Source organism: Halorubrum californiense DSM 19288 (assembly GCF_000336875.1).
Lineage (GTDB): Archaea > Halobacteriota > Halobacteria > Halobacteriales > Haloferacaceae > Halorubrum > Halorubrum californiense.
In genome coordinates this window covers 1-14,432 of the sequence record NZ_AOJK01000041.1, presented here as the reverse complement: position 1 = coordinate 14,432, position 14,432 = coordinate 1, and the positions used below count along the sequence as shown (strand labels likewise).

Annotated in this window: 11 protein-coding genes and 1 pseudogene; 4 read left to right on the top strand and 8 right to left on the bottom strand. The window is 62.8% G+C overall.

The window, feature by feature from the left end; all coding sequences use genetic code 11:
• Positions 1–188 precede the first annotated feature (188 nt).
• The 3 genes from C463_RS20145 to C463_RS08645 form a co-directional block, all read right to left on the bottom strand.
• Positions 189–542 carry a hypothetical protein gene (locus tag C463_RS20145; protein WP_049905728.1) on the bottom strand — a complete coding sequence of 118 codons (354 nt, stop codon included), beginning with the start codon at positions 540–542 and terminating at the stop codon, positions 189–191.
• Positions 514–873 carry a MarR family transcriptional regulator gene (locus C463_RS08650; RefSeq protein ID WP_049905754.1) on the bottom strand — a complete coding sequence of 120 codons (360 nt, stop codon included), beginning with the start codon at positions 871–873 and terminating at the stop codon, positions 514–516. The genes C463_RS20145 and C463_RS08650 overlap by 29 nt, the downstream gene beginning before the upstream one ends.
• 454 nt (positions 874–1,327) lie before the next feature.
• On the bottom strand, positions 1,328–2,932 hold the full coding sequence (locus C463_RS08645) for a sensor histidine kinase (protein WP_049905752.1): 1,605 nt from the start codon (positions 2,930–2,932) through the stop codon (positions 1,328–1,330).
• A 245-nt stretch (positions 2,933–3,177) separates the two neighbouring features.
• On the opposite strand from C463_RS08645, the gene C463_RS08640 reads away from it, so the two are divergent.
• The gene (locus C463_RS08640; RefSeq protein WP_008442814.1) at positions 3,178–3,363 is read left to right on the top strand and encodes an antitoxin VapB family protein; all 186 of its coding nucleotides are present in this window, start codon (positions 3,178–3,180) and stop codon (positions 3,361–3,363) included.
• A 216-nt stretch (positions 3,364–3,579) separates the two neighbouring features.
• On the opposite strand, the gene C463_RS08635 is transcribed toward C463_RS08640, so the two are convergent.
• From C463_RS08635 to C463_RS08625, 3 genes are all read right to left on the bottom strand, one after another.
• Positions 3,580–3,981 carry a PIN domain-containing protein gene (locus C463_RS08635; protein ID WP_008442807.1) on the bottom strand — a complete coding sequence of 134 codons (402 nt, stop codon included), beginning with the start codon at positions 3,979–3,981 and terminating at the stop codon, positions 3,580–3,582.
• Positions 3,978–4,235 (bottom strand): hypothetical protein, encoded by a 258-nt coding sequence (locus C463_RS08630; protein WP_008442806.1) that lies wholly within the window; start codon positions 4,233–4,235, stop codon positions 3,978–3,980. The genes C463_RS08635 and C463_RS08630 overlap by 4 nt, the downstream gene beginning before the upstream one ends.
• A gap of 105 nt (positions 4,236–4,340) precedes the next feature.
• Positions 4,341–5,276, bottom strand: coding sequence for an LtrC-like protein (locus tag C463_RS08625; RefSeq protein ID WP_008442805.1), 936 nt, complete (start codon positions 5,274–5,276; stop codon positions 4,341–4,343).
• A gap of 212 nt (positions 5,277–5,488) precedes the next feature.
• On the opposite strand from C463_RS08625, the pseudogene C463_RS08620 reads away from it, so the two are divergent.
• A pseudogene (locus C463_RS08620) lies at positions 5,489–9,034 on the top strand (type IV secretory system conjugative DNA transfer family protein).
• Between the two features lie 10 nt (positions 9,035–9,044).
• On the opposite strand, the gene C463_RS08615 reads toward C463_RS08620, so the two are convergent.
• Positions 9,045–10,352, bottom strand: coding sequence for a phage NrS-1 polymerase family protein (locus C463_RS08615; RefSeq protein WP_049905726.1), 1,308 nt, complete (start codon positions 10,350–10,352; stop codon positions 9,045–9,047).
• A gap of 1,137 nt (positions 10,353–11,489) precedes the next feature.
• Positions 11,490–12,467, bottom strand: coding sequence for an IS1595 family transposase (locus C463_RS08610; protein WP_008442803.1), 978 nt, complete (start codon positions 12,465–12,467; stop codon positions 11,490–11,492).
• A 297-nt stretch (positions 12,468–12,764) separates the two neighbouring features.
• Here C463_RS08610 and C463_RS08605 point away from each other — a divergent pair, with 297 nt between their 5' ends.
• Positions 12,765–13,097, top strand: a complete 333-nt coding sequence (locus C463_RS08605) for a hypothetical protein (protein WP_137695280.1) — start codon at positions 12,765–12,767, stop codon at positions 13,095–13,097.
• 6 nt (positions 13,098–13,103) lie between these two features.
• A complete protein-coding gene (locus C463_RS08600; protein ID WP_008442801.1) occupies positions 13,104–14,354 on the top strand; it encodes a hypothetical protein in 1,251 nt (416 codons plus the stop codon).
• Positions 14,355–14,432 lie beyond the last annotated feature (78 nt).

Below are 14,432 nucleotides of genomic sequence, written 5' to 3'. Positions count from 1 at the left end.
GAGGTATCCGAGCAGGGTGTTTCAAGGCGTAACCACGGACAATACCTCCTCAACGGGGCTGCGTTTACGCGGTCGGCTCTCACCTGCCGTATCGAGCGGCCGACGCTACTGCGACTAAGAGATGTGAAGCCAGCCCTGTGCGCTCCAGGAAGGCCTCCCGACGCCCGTTGTCTGTACGGCGAGACCGGTCATTTCGCAGTTGGTGGCTGGAGGTAGGTTTTGAGCGCCTCGACGACAGTTTGGACGAACGATTCTTCGAGACGACCTTGCCGCCGAACGAGAGCAGCGTGCTTCGGCGACGCGACGGCCCATGGTGAGGCGTAGCTCTGCCGCGGCATCCCGCCCTCGATCCAATCGGCATCGTCGAGGGGAATCCCCTTGTCATGGGGAGTCGTCGTCAGCGTGACGGTCATGTACTCCTCTTCGCCGAACGGGTGGTTGTCATTGTTCAGAATGAGCCACGGGCGCGGATTTTCACCTTCCTTGAACGGATCTGGTCCCCACGCTGATAGCTCATTCCGTCGCCTCGTCGTCGACGGCATGGTCCAGCCACTCGTCCATGTCTTCCTCCCCGAAGCGGTCGTTTGCGGCGCGCGTGCTCTCGGAGAGACCCGTGTAGGCCGCCACCTCGTCGGCGTCACCAAGCGCCCAGTAGTTGCCTTTGTGACGGACAAGCCCACGGTCTTCGAGGCGCGAGAGGACGACGCTGATGCTCCCAGCTTTCACGTCGGTTGCGTCGCGAATTTCGCTCTGCGTGAACGCCTGGTCGGGATGGGTAGCGAGGAATCGCATCACGCGGTCAGCATTTGTCTCCTCACTGTGCTGGAGTCGATCTTCAGGGGCGGAGTCAAACGTCTCGATGTCGATGGGCATATGTATTTTGTCGTCTTCGGATGTATTAGGTGTATCGGCATATTTCTGCTGCTGGTGCCACTGACTCACGCCGACGACTGTGGCGTCGGCACCCATCCCGGCGCGAACAACACCACGAGTGGCAGTCACCGGTCACCCGTTTCGGGCGGCGCGACTCGATGCCCACAGGGCCGACAGATCGCGGTGTCGGGACCGCCGATGATCACCACTGCGACGGGAGTATCGCATCGTGGACAGTGGTCGTACGTCGCCATCAGCGGCTTCCTCCACTGCCACGTCTCGTGTGGGCACACGCGCAAATCCGACCACCAGCGGACGAGAATCCCGGCCGGCTGAGACGAGGACGACGACACAACCCGCGACGACTACGGGTGAGTGGGGTGGCGAGGCGACTCCCGATCAGCGAGGTGAGTGTAGTGTCCATGGCTCCCACCCCTACCGAGCCCGACAACCCCTACCCGAGCGACACGCCGCGTTCCTGGAACACCGTCTCGAACCCACGGTCGGCGATTGCGGTCACGAGCCCGGTGTATGCCGCCCGCACAGTCGGATCCTCGACGAGCTCGCGGAACCGATGCTCGAAGCGCCGCCCGTGCGCCGTCCGGCGTTTGTCCGACCGGTCGTGGGCGGCCTCGTGACAGAGTACGAGAAAGAGATCGTGGGTCCACGCGAGGCGATGGGAACTGGTCACCGCCGAGTCAGTAATCACGATCCGGCTGTGGCCGTCCGTCCACGCGTCCGGGGTGGCGTCGCCCCAGTAAATATCGCGCTCGACACCGATGGCGTCCGCGAGCGCCCGAGCGAACAGCAGGTATCGGCCTTGCCGCGTCGACAACGCGGCGTCAGCCAGCCGGGTGTACCCCTGCCAGACGTCCGCTTCCTGCGCCCGTGTGGCGACATCGAAGGTGGTCGGCAGCGTCACGGCGGTATCGTCGCCGCGTGCCGTCGTCACGAGCTGGTCGGTCGCCGAATCGCTAGTATCTAAAATGACGGCGCCGCGCTCAACGAGGGCGTCCGCCCCGTGGCCGGCGTCGTCCTGCCACGCGATCTGCGGGGCGGCCTGAATCCGGGCGAGACTCACCGGCGTCTCGGTGACGAGCTGGAAGAGATCCCGGTCACGCCACCGCGCGCGGAGCTGGTCGTCGCTGGTGAGCAGCTCGGTCATCACCGCCCGCGTTTGGTCGGTGAGCGCGTCATCGCGTAGCTGGTCGTACAGCGTAACGCGCGCATCGGCGAGCGACTCCTGAATCCGCGCCCAGCGCTCACACTCCGACTGAATCGCTGTCCGCGCAAAATTGAGGGTGAGATTCCCTTTTGAGACGACGACGCCGCCGACGCCGGCATCATGATCGGTGGTGACGTACAACCCGTTGCTGTAGATGGCGAGTCCCTGGGCGGGGGTATGCTCAAGCGCGAGATACGCATCGTCGGTCTCGCGGGTGACCGTCGTCCGGTCGTCGTCGACCGCTTCGAATGGGTGGCCACGGTCGACGGGGTCGCCGTTCACGATCACGGAGACGCCCGTCCGGAACGTGAGATACGCAAACCGCTTGCGCAGCCGCTCGATGATTCGCGGCCAGCGGTAGCTGTCCGGATCGGGCACCGCAGCAGCGTAGTGATCGATACTCACACAGACGCCGTCGAACGCGTGCGGGGTCTCGACGACGACGCCCGTGCGCCCGCTCACGGCGCCGAAGGGGGTGGTCTCGCGTTCATTCTGGTAGTCGAAACACAGCGCGTGCTGGCCGCTCCAGATGCGGACGGCCCCTTTCGCGATGATCGCGCCCGTGCCGATCCCCCACTCGCCGAGGGTGGAGTCGTCACCGCGCGTCTTGGTGCCCGCGCCCAACACGGAGAGATCGCGGGTACCGTGGGCGCTGCCGAGGTCCACGCCCGCGCCGTCATCACAGACGACAGTGCGCTCGGGCGTGACGCTCACGAGCACGCGCGTCGCACCTGGGCTATCAACCCCGTTTTGGGCGGCCTCGCGGATCGCATCCGTCAGGTCGGCCATCTGGTCTTCGATCAGGTATTGGGCCACCTGATCGGCGGTGGTCATCTCGACGGTTTCGGTACGCCTCGCGTCGGTCCCGGACTGGGCCGAGGAGGACTGCTCGGACATGGTGTCCACCCCTTGGGGCACCTGAAAAACTACCACAAGCGGTCGACGCGGCCATCAGCCTGCGTAGGTAGCTGCCAGCCGCCAAGGTGGAGAGAGGAGCAAACCTCTCTGTAAAATACTATATCTCTGTTATCGAAAAATAGCGCAAAGAATTCTTATCCCCGTATATCCCAACATATCGTATGGTCAAGACCATTCGCGTGTCAGAGGAATACTACGAGTGGTTGACCGCACACAAGGAAGCCGACGAGACGATGGAGGAGACACTTCGTCGGATGACTCGTGGTCCAGATCCGAGCGACGTTGCTGGACTCCTGACAGAGGAGGAAGCGGAAAGAGCCAAAGAGGCGGTGGCGAACCTCCGCTGAAGTTCCCGCAATCGCGATCACTGTGCGGCGTGGCACGCACCTCTGATTCTGTTGCTGGACGAGGTTGTTATTTTCAAATGAGCCACAGCAGCCCGATGTGGTCGGAAATCATCACCCGTTGTCTGAGGGGGATCCCAAACTTGCGGGCACGTGCGTGCCACACGAACCCAGCTTTTGTCTCCGCTCTCCGAACGCAAAAGGTGGCGAATTGACCAGTTAGTCCGGCGTAAGCGGACGTCGATCCAGATCGGAGAGCCCGTCATACACACGATCGGAGCCGATGAGCACACCACTGTGGCGCGTTGCAGCCTGTGCGGCGTGGAGCGCGTCGAACGGGGTTATGTCGTGATCGTCAAGATACGTTGCTGCCGCGAGAAGGAGTTCCTCGTCAGCTGGTGACGACAGCGGAACCAGATCGAGCATATTCGCAACAAGCGGTGCCACTTCAAAGTCGAACCCGTCGTCTTCCGTGTAGGCAGCGACAAGGAATTCTGCGTACGCAAGAAGCGACGTTTCAACGGATTCCGCAGCAAGGACCGCCTTCACTTCTTCACTGAGCCAATCATCGGGTTTCGCCACGGCGAAGAGAAAATCCGTCTCGACGTACGTCGCCGTCACGCGTCAGACTCCTCCGTAGTTTCCCGACGGGTCTCCTCCGCGATTGCTGCCCGAGCGTCGTCACGGAGGTCGTCGATATCCTTCTCCTCAAAGGTGGAGCCCACACGTTCGCGGACTGCGTGGAGCGGGTCGTCGTCGACGGGAACGAGGACGATTCGGCTCGGGAGATCAACCACGCGGAACCGCTCGCCGTGCCGATCCCGAAGCTCTTTCGAGAGATAGATTCTCCCGCGATCATCAGTCTCAGTCGTCATACTACAGGCGATGAGTGGGAAGATAATTAGCTTTTCCCAACATACACAGATTGCTCCCGTGAGAGATTCATTCGGGAGGAATAGTTGACCGACCAGATCAGGATTTTACCCCGTCAACAGAGCAGTACGATCGGCAGTCGCATCGATGACTGCTCGACTTGTTTCGCGGATCCGTTCGCACCGCTCAAGGAGTTGTTCTGAATCGTCATCAGCCCACGCGGCAAGATACCGGGCTGACCCGTCCATCTCCAACCCGAAATGTCGCCCGACGACGTACGCGACTGCTTCCGCTTCCAGTTCGCGGGCTCGCTTATCGGCCGTCTCACCGGATGCGTGGAGGAGTGCGTGGGCGTACTCGTGGATGAGCGTCCCCGCCATGGCTGCGGTGTCGGTTTCACGCACCTGAATCCGGGGTGACTCGCCGTGGCGACACACGCCGGCAGCCTCGCCGTGCGGCCAGCGATCCGGAAAGATGACTTCCACAGTCACGTTGAGATCGGACGCGGCCGCACGCAGCGCGGCCCACAACGCGTCTCCATCCCCTGTCGCAGCTGTCGCAAGCTCGGGAAGTGGCTCGCCCTCGGTTTGGGAGACATCGAACACGGGGACGGGTTTGAACCCCACCACGCCCTCGTCCCACTCCTCTGAGGGCGTCTCATCATACGTACAGTCGCTGTCAGCGTGATAGGAGGGGCTGTTGCCACACTCGGGACACTGCGGCGAGATCAGCGGCGCCCAGATCCAGATGGCGGATTCGCCCTCTGTCACGTGGCGGTTGAACTCGCGCTGCCACGTCCGATACCCTGCGACTTTCGTCGCGTCAGGACACTGGAGGGTGATGAGCAGCGTATTTCGGTGCGAGTAATCGTGAAACCGGCTCTGGACGTCGAGCCACCGTTGGAACTGTTTGCTCGCACGCGCTTCGTCGACGGCCTCGACGAGGTCGGCCAGCCACTGGTCGATCGCCTGATGCATCTGGTCGGCACGGGCATCGGCGTCGTCGAAGACGACGTGCCCGTTCGGTGGATCGAGCGACTCCATGGGACGCTCCCGCGCCTCCGGAGCGCGACAAACACACTAGGAGCCACCGGACGTCAACCGGTGCGGAAGTGCGACTCAGCAAGCGGTGGCAAACACCACTCACCGACTGGACCAAATGCCCGTTAATCAGACCTCTGGGGGCCATCCACCTTTGATACACCCCTAGTGCTGGCACAAGATACTTACACGATCGTGGTAACAAATGACACAGTATGGGGCGCGCTGACGACCCCTCCCCACCTAGAGAATCGCCGACACACCTCCGCATTCGCCCGACTGACACCCCGCTGACCGCAGACGCCGTCGAACAGGGGTTTCGGCGCCTCCACAGCCTCGAGGCCAACACAACTGGAAGCTGGCGCGAGCGGCTGTGGGGTGGCGACTCACCACCGACGATCGAGTGGCGACTCCACCAACCAGCCGGCGACGGTGAGCTCGGCATCTACGCCGGGGTGACCAACGCCGCGACCGACACGCTGCGTGGCGCCCTGCGGACGGCCTGTCCGAACGAGTACGAACTCACGCCGGCGACACCCCCGCCGGTAGCCACCGCAGACGCCACCAAGCCCACAGCCGACGAACCCGCCACTGGTGACGCAAGCGACGAGGGGACGACCGTCGTAAACGACGAGGAGCCGACCGTCGCCGTCGAGTGGCTAGGGAACCCAGACCTCCACGACAACTGGCAAACACGGCTCACGCCGGTGGCGTCGTTCACCGGCGCGGACGCGCGCCTACCACTTGCGCCGGTGGTTGAAACGCTCGCTGAGACGGAGGCTGCGGTCACCTACCAGGTAGTGTGCCAGCCGTTTCCCGACTTCCGCAGCGATATCCAACGCCGCAAAGAGGATATCGATGCCGGCGTGGACACGCTCGCAGGAAAGCTCGCTGCCTTGCTGCTTGGATATGACCCCGATCCAGAGAACCTCTCCGATATCGCCACCAAACGGAAAGCGGCCCTCGATGCGACAGATGCGCGCCATGCCTTTGTTCTCAACGTCCGGTGTGTGATTCGCGGCGCTGACGCCCACGGGGTGGCCGACCAGCTGACGGGTACACTTGATGGACTGTCGGGGCCGTTCTACACGGTTGACGCGGTGGTGGACGCTGATGCGCCAACACGGGTGGCGACCGACATCGATGAGCAAACCGTTCATCCACCAACATATGAGTCACTTCGCCACAAGCTGCCGGTGACGACGAATCGCAGCCGTGGCATCATCGCAGACGTCGCCGCTGCGCCCGGGTTCGCGCTCGTGGATGGGACAACACTCACGGCCGCCGGCAGCCGGGCCGTCGCACCCACAAATCCGGAGCGGACCAGCCACACGCGTCCACCCACAGACCAGCTTGCGCGGTACCAGCCGCCCGGGCTGATGCTTGGCCATCCCCGCGACCAAGACAGGACACCTGCCGACGAGCCGGTTGCGCTCCCACCCGACCTCCAGACGCTACACGTCGCGTGGTTCGGGAAAACCGGCTCCGGTAAATCAACGAGTCTGCTCACCGGGCTGCTCGCGAACCACGCGACGACAGACGGGGCCGACATCCTCATCACACCGAAGGGCGACGCGACCGCCGAAACGTATCTGCGGGCCCACTACGCGGAGCACAGCAATCTGGACGACGTCTACTACTTCGACTGTGGCGAGACGCTCCCAGCGCTGTCGTTTTTCGACATCCGGCCGCAACTCGCAGCGGGGATCGACCGCACGACAGCGGTCGCAAACCTCACCGACCACTACATCGAGATCTTGGAGGGGGTGATGGGCCACGAGCAGTTCCCCCAGGCGGTCCGGTCGCCCGACATCATCCGCCAGTTGGTGAAAGCGCTCTTCGATCCCGTCCACGGTGCTGACGCATTTCCTCACCGCGACCTCCAACGAGCGGCCGCCCGATTCCACGAGACGAACGAGCCGCCCGCCGTCACCGACGACGAGCTCCAAGCGATGCTGTACAACGTTGCGACTAACAGCCAGCAGACCTTTGATGAACTCCTCCAGGGCGTCCACAACCGCATCGAGAAGATCCCACTCGATGACCGTCTCGGGCAGCTGTTCAATCACGTCCCTGACGACGAGGACCCACACCTCGATTTGCGTGCGCTGCTCGACGAGGACGCCGTCGTCATCGTCGACACGGGTGCGTTACGCCCCGCGAGCCAACAGGCGCTCACCCGGACCGTCCTCTCGAAGCTGTGGACGGCGCTCCAGCGGCGCGCCCGGACGACTGATTCGGACGCGCGGCCGCTCGTGAACCTGTATCTCGAAGAGGCCGCGCAGCTGGTCACCTCCGGCATTATCGATGACTTGCTGGCCCAGTCCCGCTCGTTCGGCTGTAGCGTGACGCTCGCCACCCAGTTCCCCGACCAGTTACGGGTGCGTGATGAGGCCGCCTACGTGGAGTTGCTCAACAACGTCTCCACAATCGTCACGGGGAGCGTCCCTGTTGATGCGGCCTTAACGAAGCGACTCGCAACCGCCGATCAGGATCCCGGGATGGTCGCCAACCGGTTGCGCGCGTTGAGTCGCGGGGAGTGGCTCGTGCGGCTGCCTGCTCCGTTTAACACGACACCGCCACGGCCGTTTCTGGTTGAGAGTGCGCCGTTACCGCCCGGCCATCCGGACGGGGACGACTTCCACCCCGCCCGTGAAACGGCAGCCTCCGCCCGGATTGAGACGTGTCGCGACCGGACACGACGCACCGCCGGGCTGGACGTCCGGGCCACCCAGCCGACCACCGGCGATGACAGCCCCGACGAGGAGGAGCCAGCTGAGGCCGCCGCCGCCCGCGTTGATTCGGCGCTGCCGTACACCACGCGGCTCCCGGACCCAGTGGGGTACGACGATGAGCGACACGCGCTCAGCTGTCGGGGGTGTGAGAGCCACTATGATCCCTCACCAGAGGGCATTCGGGCCGACATCAACTGCTGTCACGAGCTCGACAGCGTGGCCCGTGCTGACTGCCCGATCTGTGAGCTGCCGCTCAAGCTCACGTATACGGAACGCCAGGAGAGCCCGATCAGTGACGCCGGGTTACGCTTCCTCCAGGCAGTGTACTCAGCACATCAGGGGCAGTACGATTCTGACATCGAGTATGATATCACCCGTGACAGCATGCGGCGCCTCCAGGAGTACGTCGACATTGATGACACGGAACTCGGCGAACTCCGTGAGGCAGGATTACTCAGACGGGACTGCCGGTACCCACACATCCTGTACACGGTGACGGCGGAGGGCCGTGACGCCATTGGCGTCCGCCACCGCGAAGGGGTGGCTCATGGCGCCGGCGCGGGCGACTTGGGTGAGTCGAGTCTCCACGTGGCGATGGTTGAAGCCGGGTGTGCGCTGCTGGAGGCCGAATACGTCGCCGATCCGGAGTCGCCGGCCGTCAGCGTCGAGCAGTACTACTCGGTGCCTGAGGGGCGCCTCGACGCGGCAGCGGTTGATGAGGCCGGCGAGGTGATTGCCGGGCTCGAAGCCGAACGCATGAACAACGACCTCCCCCAAGCCGTTCCGGAGGACTACGACAAACTCGCTGCCCAGAATCCGACCGCAGCCATCTAGATCGTGAAGAACCGAGAGGCCGCCCACGAGATCCTCACCGCGCTCAACACACCACCAGACGGCGAGCCGCGGGTCACGAAGACGTACGGAGAGCAGACCTGGCCGGCCTCGTTCAACATTGAGCAGCCCGGACTCACAGACATCTGTACGTTCCAGTCGGTGCGCGACGAGTACGTGCTCGACGAGGACTGACCACACCGAACTATTCGTTCGCGAACGGCCACCACCCACCGGAGGACTCCTCAAGGGTGGCTTCGAGCTGGTGGCGGCGCTGGCGTTCCGCCTCGAGTTCGGTCCGCAGCCGATCGTTTTCCTCCATGAGCGCCTCAATGCGGTCGGTGAGCTCGATAATCCGCTCGTGGCGGGCCTGTGCCCGTTCGGGATGGGTTGGTGGGAGCGACTCTCCCTCGGACGGTGTGGGTGAGGGGTTGCTCAAGCCGTCGTCACCAACGGGGTTGGTGTCTCCACGCGAGGGGTCAGCCGTGGTGGCGGACTCGGTGGTAGATGTCGCTGCCTCCGACCCAGCGGCTGGTGTGGCGGCGGCACCCGACTCCGCTTCAGGTGGCGTGTACACGTCATCGGTGCTGGCGACGGCCCGCTCGATTGTCTTCTCGCCGTAGGTGCTGCCGTCCGCGTAGTGGACGTTGTCCCACTTCTCGCGGTACAGCCCAGACTGCCGAAACAGCCGATCGATCCGGGAGTGATCCTCGGCGGTCCAAAACGCAAGCAGGCGACACAGCGCCAGATCCGCCTCCGAGTGGCTCTCGTAGCCGCTCGTGGTGCCATCCCACAGCCGGGTGAACTTCTCGCCGTTGGCGGCGTTGCGGGCACGCTCGAGCAGTTCGTCATCCGAGATGGGGACTGCCGCAGTAGTGGACGCTGTGGCCGCGTCAGCGCTGGCTGTCTCCGCGGCTGATTCGGTGTCGGTTGTCTCACCGGTCGCTGAGGCTGTGTGCGTCGATGTGGACGTCGTGGGCGCGAGTTCCTCTTCGACGACCGTCGCGATCGCATCGGACCGCGCTTCGATCGTCTCCGGGGTGACAGCAACGTGATCCCCGGTAACGGTGAAGAACCGAGCGCGGTCGTACAGCTCAATATCACCGGCCCGGTTGCGGCCGTCCGGAAGGGTGCCGGTCGCCAACACGTGATACCCGGTCCCGGAGGGGCTCACCTCCGCATAGGAATTGAGGGTGTCGAGTATCTCGGCCACCCATGCGGTTGGACGTTCGGCGTCGGGGTCACGACAGTCATCAAGATCGACCCCGACAAGCGGGTCATCCGCGGTAAACACAAAGCCGAGTCCATCGACTGGCGTGTCGAAAGCACCCTCCTGGGCCGTCTCGAAGGGCTCCCACGTGGACGGATCAGTCGTTGAGGCGAACTGGGTTGTCCCGGGAATGATCGGCACCTTCGTTGGTGTCCCGTCGCGATCGTGGGTGCGCCAACACACCCATTGGGGACGCTCAACGAGCGCTGCCGGGAGGGCATCGGCTGGCAGCGGAGTCGGCATCGATCGTGTGCTACGATCACACGGTACACAAAAGATAGCTGTCGGCGACATCGTGGCCATCGCGCTCGGAGACAGACTACCGTCGACGTCTATCGAGAGAATGGGTACAAAACGTGTGCTGGATCTGGCGACAAAATCTGGTGTCGCTGTGTTCACAGATCGATCAGTAGTTTCTCCCGCGAAATCGCCTCAAACCGCTAATTTCTGAGGAATTTTACCCAGTGTCACCCGCCGCAGTAACTCCTGTGAAAACGGGTATAGCAGATGAGGTGTCACCGGAACAGCACCACGAACCGCGTAGTGGAGGGGTACCGAGATCGACCACCTCCCGAATTCTTACAAAAATCGCCAGCCAGCAGCGGGGTGTCGCGACAGCGAGCCACATCATCGCTACACTAGCTTCCACCAAACAGCGCACACATCTCACACACCCGAGACACGAAATTAGCCGGATCACCCCGGGGTTGTCGGGGGTGATCCGACAGTACGCACACAACCTTTCACGCGACAAAGATATCTGTGAGCCGCTGAGACGATGCCGACGAGCCGGTGCTCGCAGCCAGTCTGACAGAAGCCCGCGGTGAGCAGCGGAATTTCCCGGTTCGATACGGCTCGGCTGTCTCACCACAAAGTGCCGTTCGAACTGAAACGGAGGTGGTGACACCCATTCACGCACAGTGATCCTGCGGCGGGCGAACGGGTGTATTGCGGGCTACACCTCTCATCCTGATCGACCTGTGCCAGACGTCGCCGGACACCCGCTGGCTGTCCGATCGGCAACATAGCGACAGGGACAACACCACCGTTCATTGCGTCCGTCTCGCTCTTATGTAGAAACGCGGAAAGACGCAGTAGAGTGGCTGTTAGTGTGTTTTCTCGCTAAAGTGAATTCTGCCGAGGCTAGCCGTCAAACAGTTCCTCAAGTACATACCTCTCATCGGCAATCGGCCGTTTTCCGCAGCTCTATATAAGAGCGGTCCGTCTCGCTGTTATGTAGAAACGCGGAAAGAGGCCGTTTACTCATAACAAACGAGAATCGAGTATGCTAACGGAGACTCAGACCGCCGGACGGCGGTCGGTATTCAAAATGTTAAATTGTCTTTCCGCAGCTCTACATAAGAGCGGTCCGTCTCGCTCTTATGTAGAGCTGCGGAAAGACCCGATAACGAGGCACTCAACCGCTGTCTCGACAGATCCGCCGGCGAGAGGGAGTGATCGGACGATACCGAAGGTGTGAGCGGCCTGTTCCAAGCCCTGCTTGGACAGGCCGCGGAACTTCCGCAACCACGGCTGGACGATTGAAAACAGGCACTCGGCTTGGTTGATGTGGACGCCGTCGGGCGATACGTATCTCTCTTTGTGGATGACTGTTCGATGGGTCCGATCCATCTCTCGGTACGCTTGGAGTCCATCAGTCCAGACCTCTCCCAGCGGCTGGGAGAGGTCTTCAGCCTCCTGAATCACCGGCTCAAGATTGTCTTGATAGTCGATTCCACGGTGTCCACGGATTACGCGAAGTGAGTCGCGGCACGCCGCGACGAGCGTCAGCTGATCACCGTGCCGCCCCCGCCAGCGTGACCGGCCAGACCGTGACGAGCCGCCGCGCGAACGGCTGTTCCGCGGCGGCTCTTGGCCTTTGTAACCTAAACAGACCCTGCCAGATTCGTCGACTTGCGTCGGTCCATCGATGATCTGGTTGAGATGCTTCCAAACCGCGGGGAAGCCGCGCTGAACCGCGGCTTCCACCTCTCGAATCACGGTGTGGACCGTTTTGTAGGCTCGATTGAGGAGCGGCGCAATCTGGTTGATACTGAGCAGGGTATCGGCGTAGAGAGTGAACGCGAGAAGTATCTCGCCGCAGGTGAGATGCTTCTCGTGGAAGGGTGTTCCGTAGGTGTAGGTCGGCTTGAAATCGCAGTCTCGACACCAAATACGGTCGGTAGTCTCCCACGTGACGATACTGTGATGCCCGCAGCGCGGACAGGATGTGTTCTCCCAGAACTGCTTGAGTCGCCGCTCGATGCGGGCATCGAGCGGCTCCGTATCGATCTTGATGACATCTAACTCGATCAGTTGCTGAAACAGACGACCGAACGCTGACTCAGTGGAGGACATACCTCCCGATTACTGGCGACTTAGTGTAATTATACGGGCTTTCCGCGTTTCTACATAAGAGCGGTCCGTCTTAACCAACACTTGGCGAGATTGCCAGCACATCTGTTGGTTAAATATCAGTAGCACATTTTTACTGAATTAATTACAAGCAGCACAAAATTTATGCCAGAATAACTTAATTGTTATCATGTCACGTGAGACCAACACACAGAAATTATTCGCTCCAACAATGCGAACGCTTGCCCTCCTCCCACTGCGGAACGTGCGTCGGCCCGCGCGGCGTGTCGCCGCGTTGTCCTGAGCGGTCTCATCCTGAGCGTGCTTGCCGTCGACCCAGTCGCCGCCCAAACAAACGCCGTGTGCGAGGCCGACCGGCTGCCGGAGATGATCTCCGGGTTCTTCCAGCTCACGACCGCCATCGGGTTGATGGGACTCGTCGTTGTCTGGCAGGCCGACTCACTCCTTGAGTTGTTCACGATGCGGCCAGAGCAACAAAAAGCGCTCAAACGCCACAAGCAGACGGCACTCCAGTCGACGGTCATCTTGGTCGTGTTGGGGCCGCTTTACACGGTGGCGGGCAGCGTGATGAACCTCCCGCTGGCCGAGTGTGTTGACCTGACGCCGTGGTGACCCACAATGCGGCCACTCGGGCTCCACGGGGGTGTCGTCGTGAGTCTGCTCGTCGGGGTTGTGGTCCTGCTGGGGCAGGCGGCCGCCCAGCCGACCCCGCCGCCCGCCAACGAGAGCCGGACCGTCGACGCTCGCGATCCGGACCCGTGTCTCACGCCCGCCCAGTACAACGACACGTACGGCCACACCCCAACCCCAACCCAGCAGCTCGCCACGTGTACGGACCTAACGTACGACACGCCACCGGCCCACGCCGCCCGCATGACGGCCGCCTCATTTACCGCGCTGTCGCCCGGGAACGCGACGACGGCGGTCGCACCACCGGGCGCGAACCGGACGACCAGCGGGCTGATCGCGGATGCTGACGCCACGCTGTACGCCGTCCATCCCGCAACCCGGATTCATCTCACGCCAACGGAGAGCCGGCAGTACATCGCGCCCGCGGGAACCGTCCGAGCGCTGGTCGATTATCGGGTGCGGAGTGGTGGTCCCAATCGGTCGATTACGAGTCATGAGGTGCGGTCGGTCCGGGTGATGATTGGCGACGAGCAGGTGGGGACGGCGAGTGGCACCCAGACGCCCGTCATCAACTACACGACGAGCGCGAGCCGCCAGCAACCGCTGACGGTCACCGCCGAGATCGCTGTCACGGTGGCGCCCAACGGCACACCTGAAAACGCTACCAGCCAGACGCTCACGGTGCGTGACACCCGCTCGGTGTGGATCTATCGGCTGCGCCCAGAGGCGTACACCGCTACGTATCCGGACAATGACTCGGCGCTCGCCGTGTACCAAGGCGCGCCGTGGCACGGGCTCGTCCTTGACCGTTCCGGATCACAGCGGGTGCGTGGCGTGTGGCGGTATTATACCGCGCGAGCGACGCGGTGGGACCGGCTCCGGGTCCACCGCGCGAGGGCGACAGCGAATCGCACCCCCCCCGGCCAGCCACTGGGTGTGATGGCGTTCCCCGCCCAGATCGGCCCGCGGGCCGAGCCCGTTCGTGGCGGCCCCACGCTGACGGCCGTGTGGGGTGTGTCGTGGGCGCCGCCTACCGCCCGACTTGGCGCCAATGTGTCTGTCGGCCTCGTAAACAGTTCGTACACCCGGACGTACGGGTTAGCGGTTCGAAACGGGAGCCTGTCACCATCCTCGACCCGGGTACGGGGAATCGTCCGTGGCGTGTCGGCGCCGTTGACTACGGTGACGCGGACTGACCGGCCGATTCGCCGCCCAAACCTGTCGGTCCTGCTGTGTTGAATAGCGATCTAATCGGCTATTATCGCGGAGTAGAAGGACGAAGCCGAGGAAATCGATTCTGTCCATGGAAGTCGATCT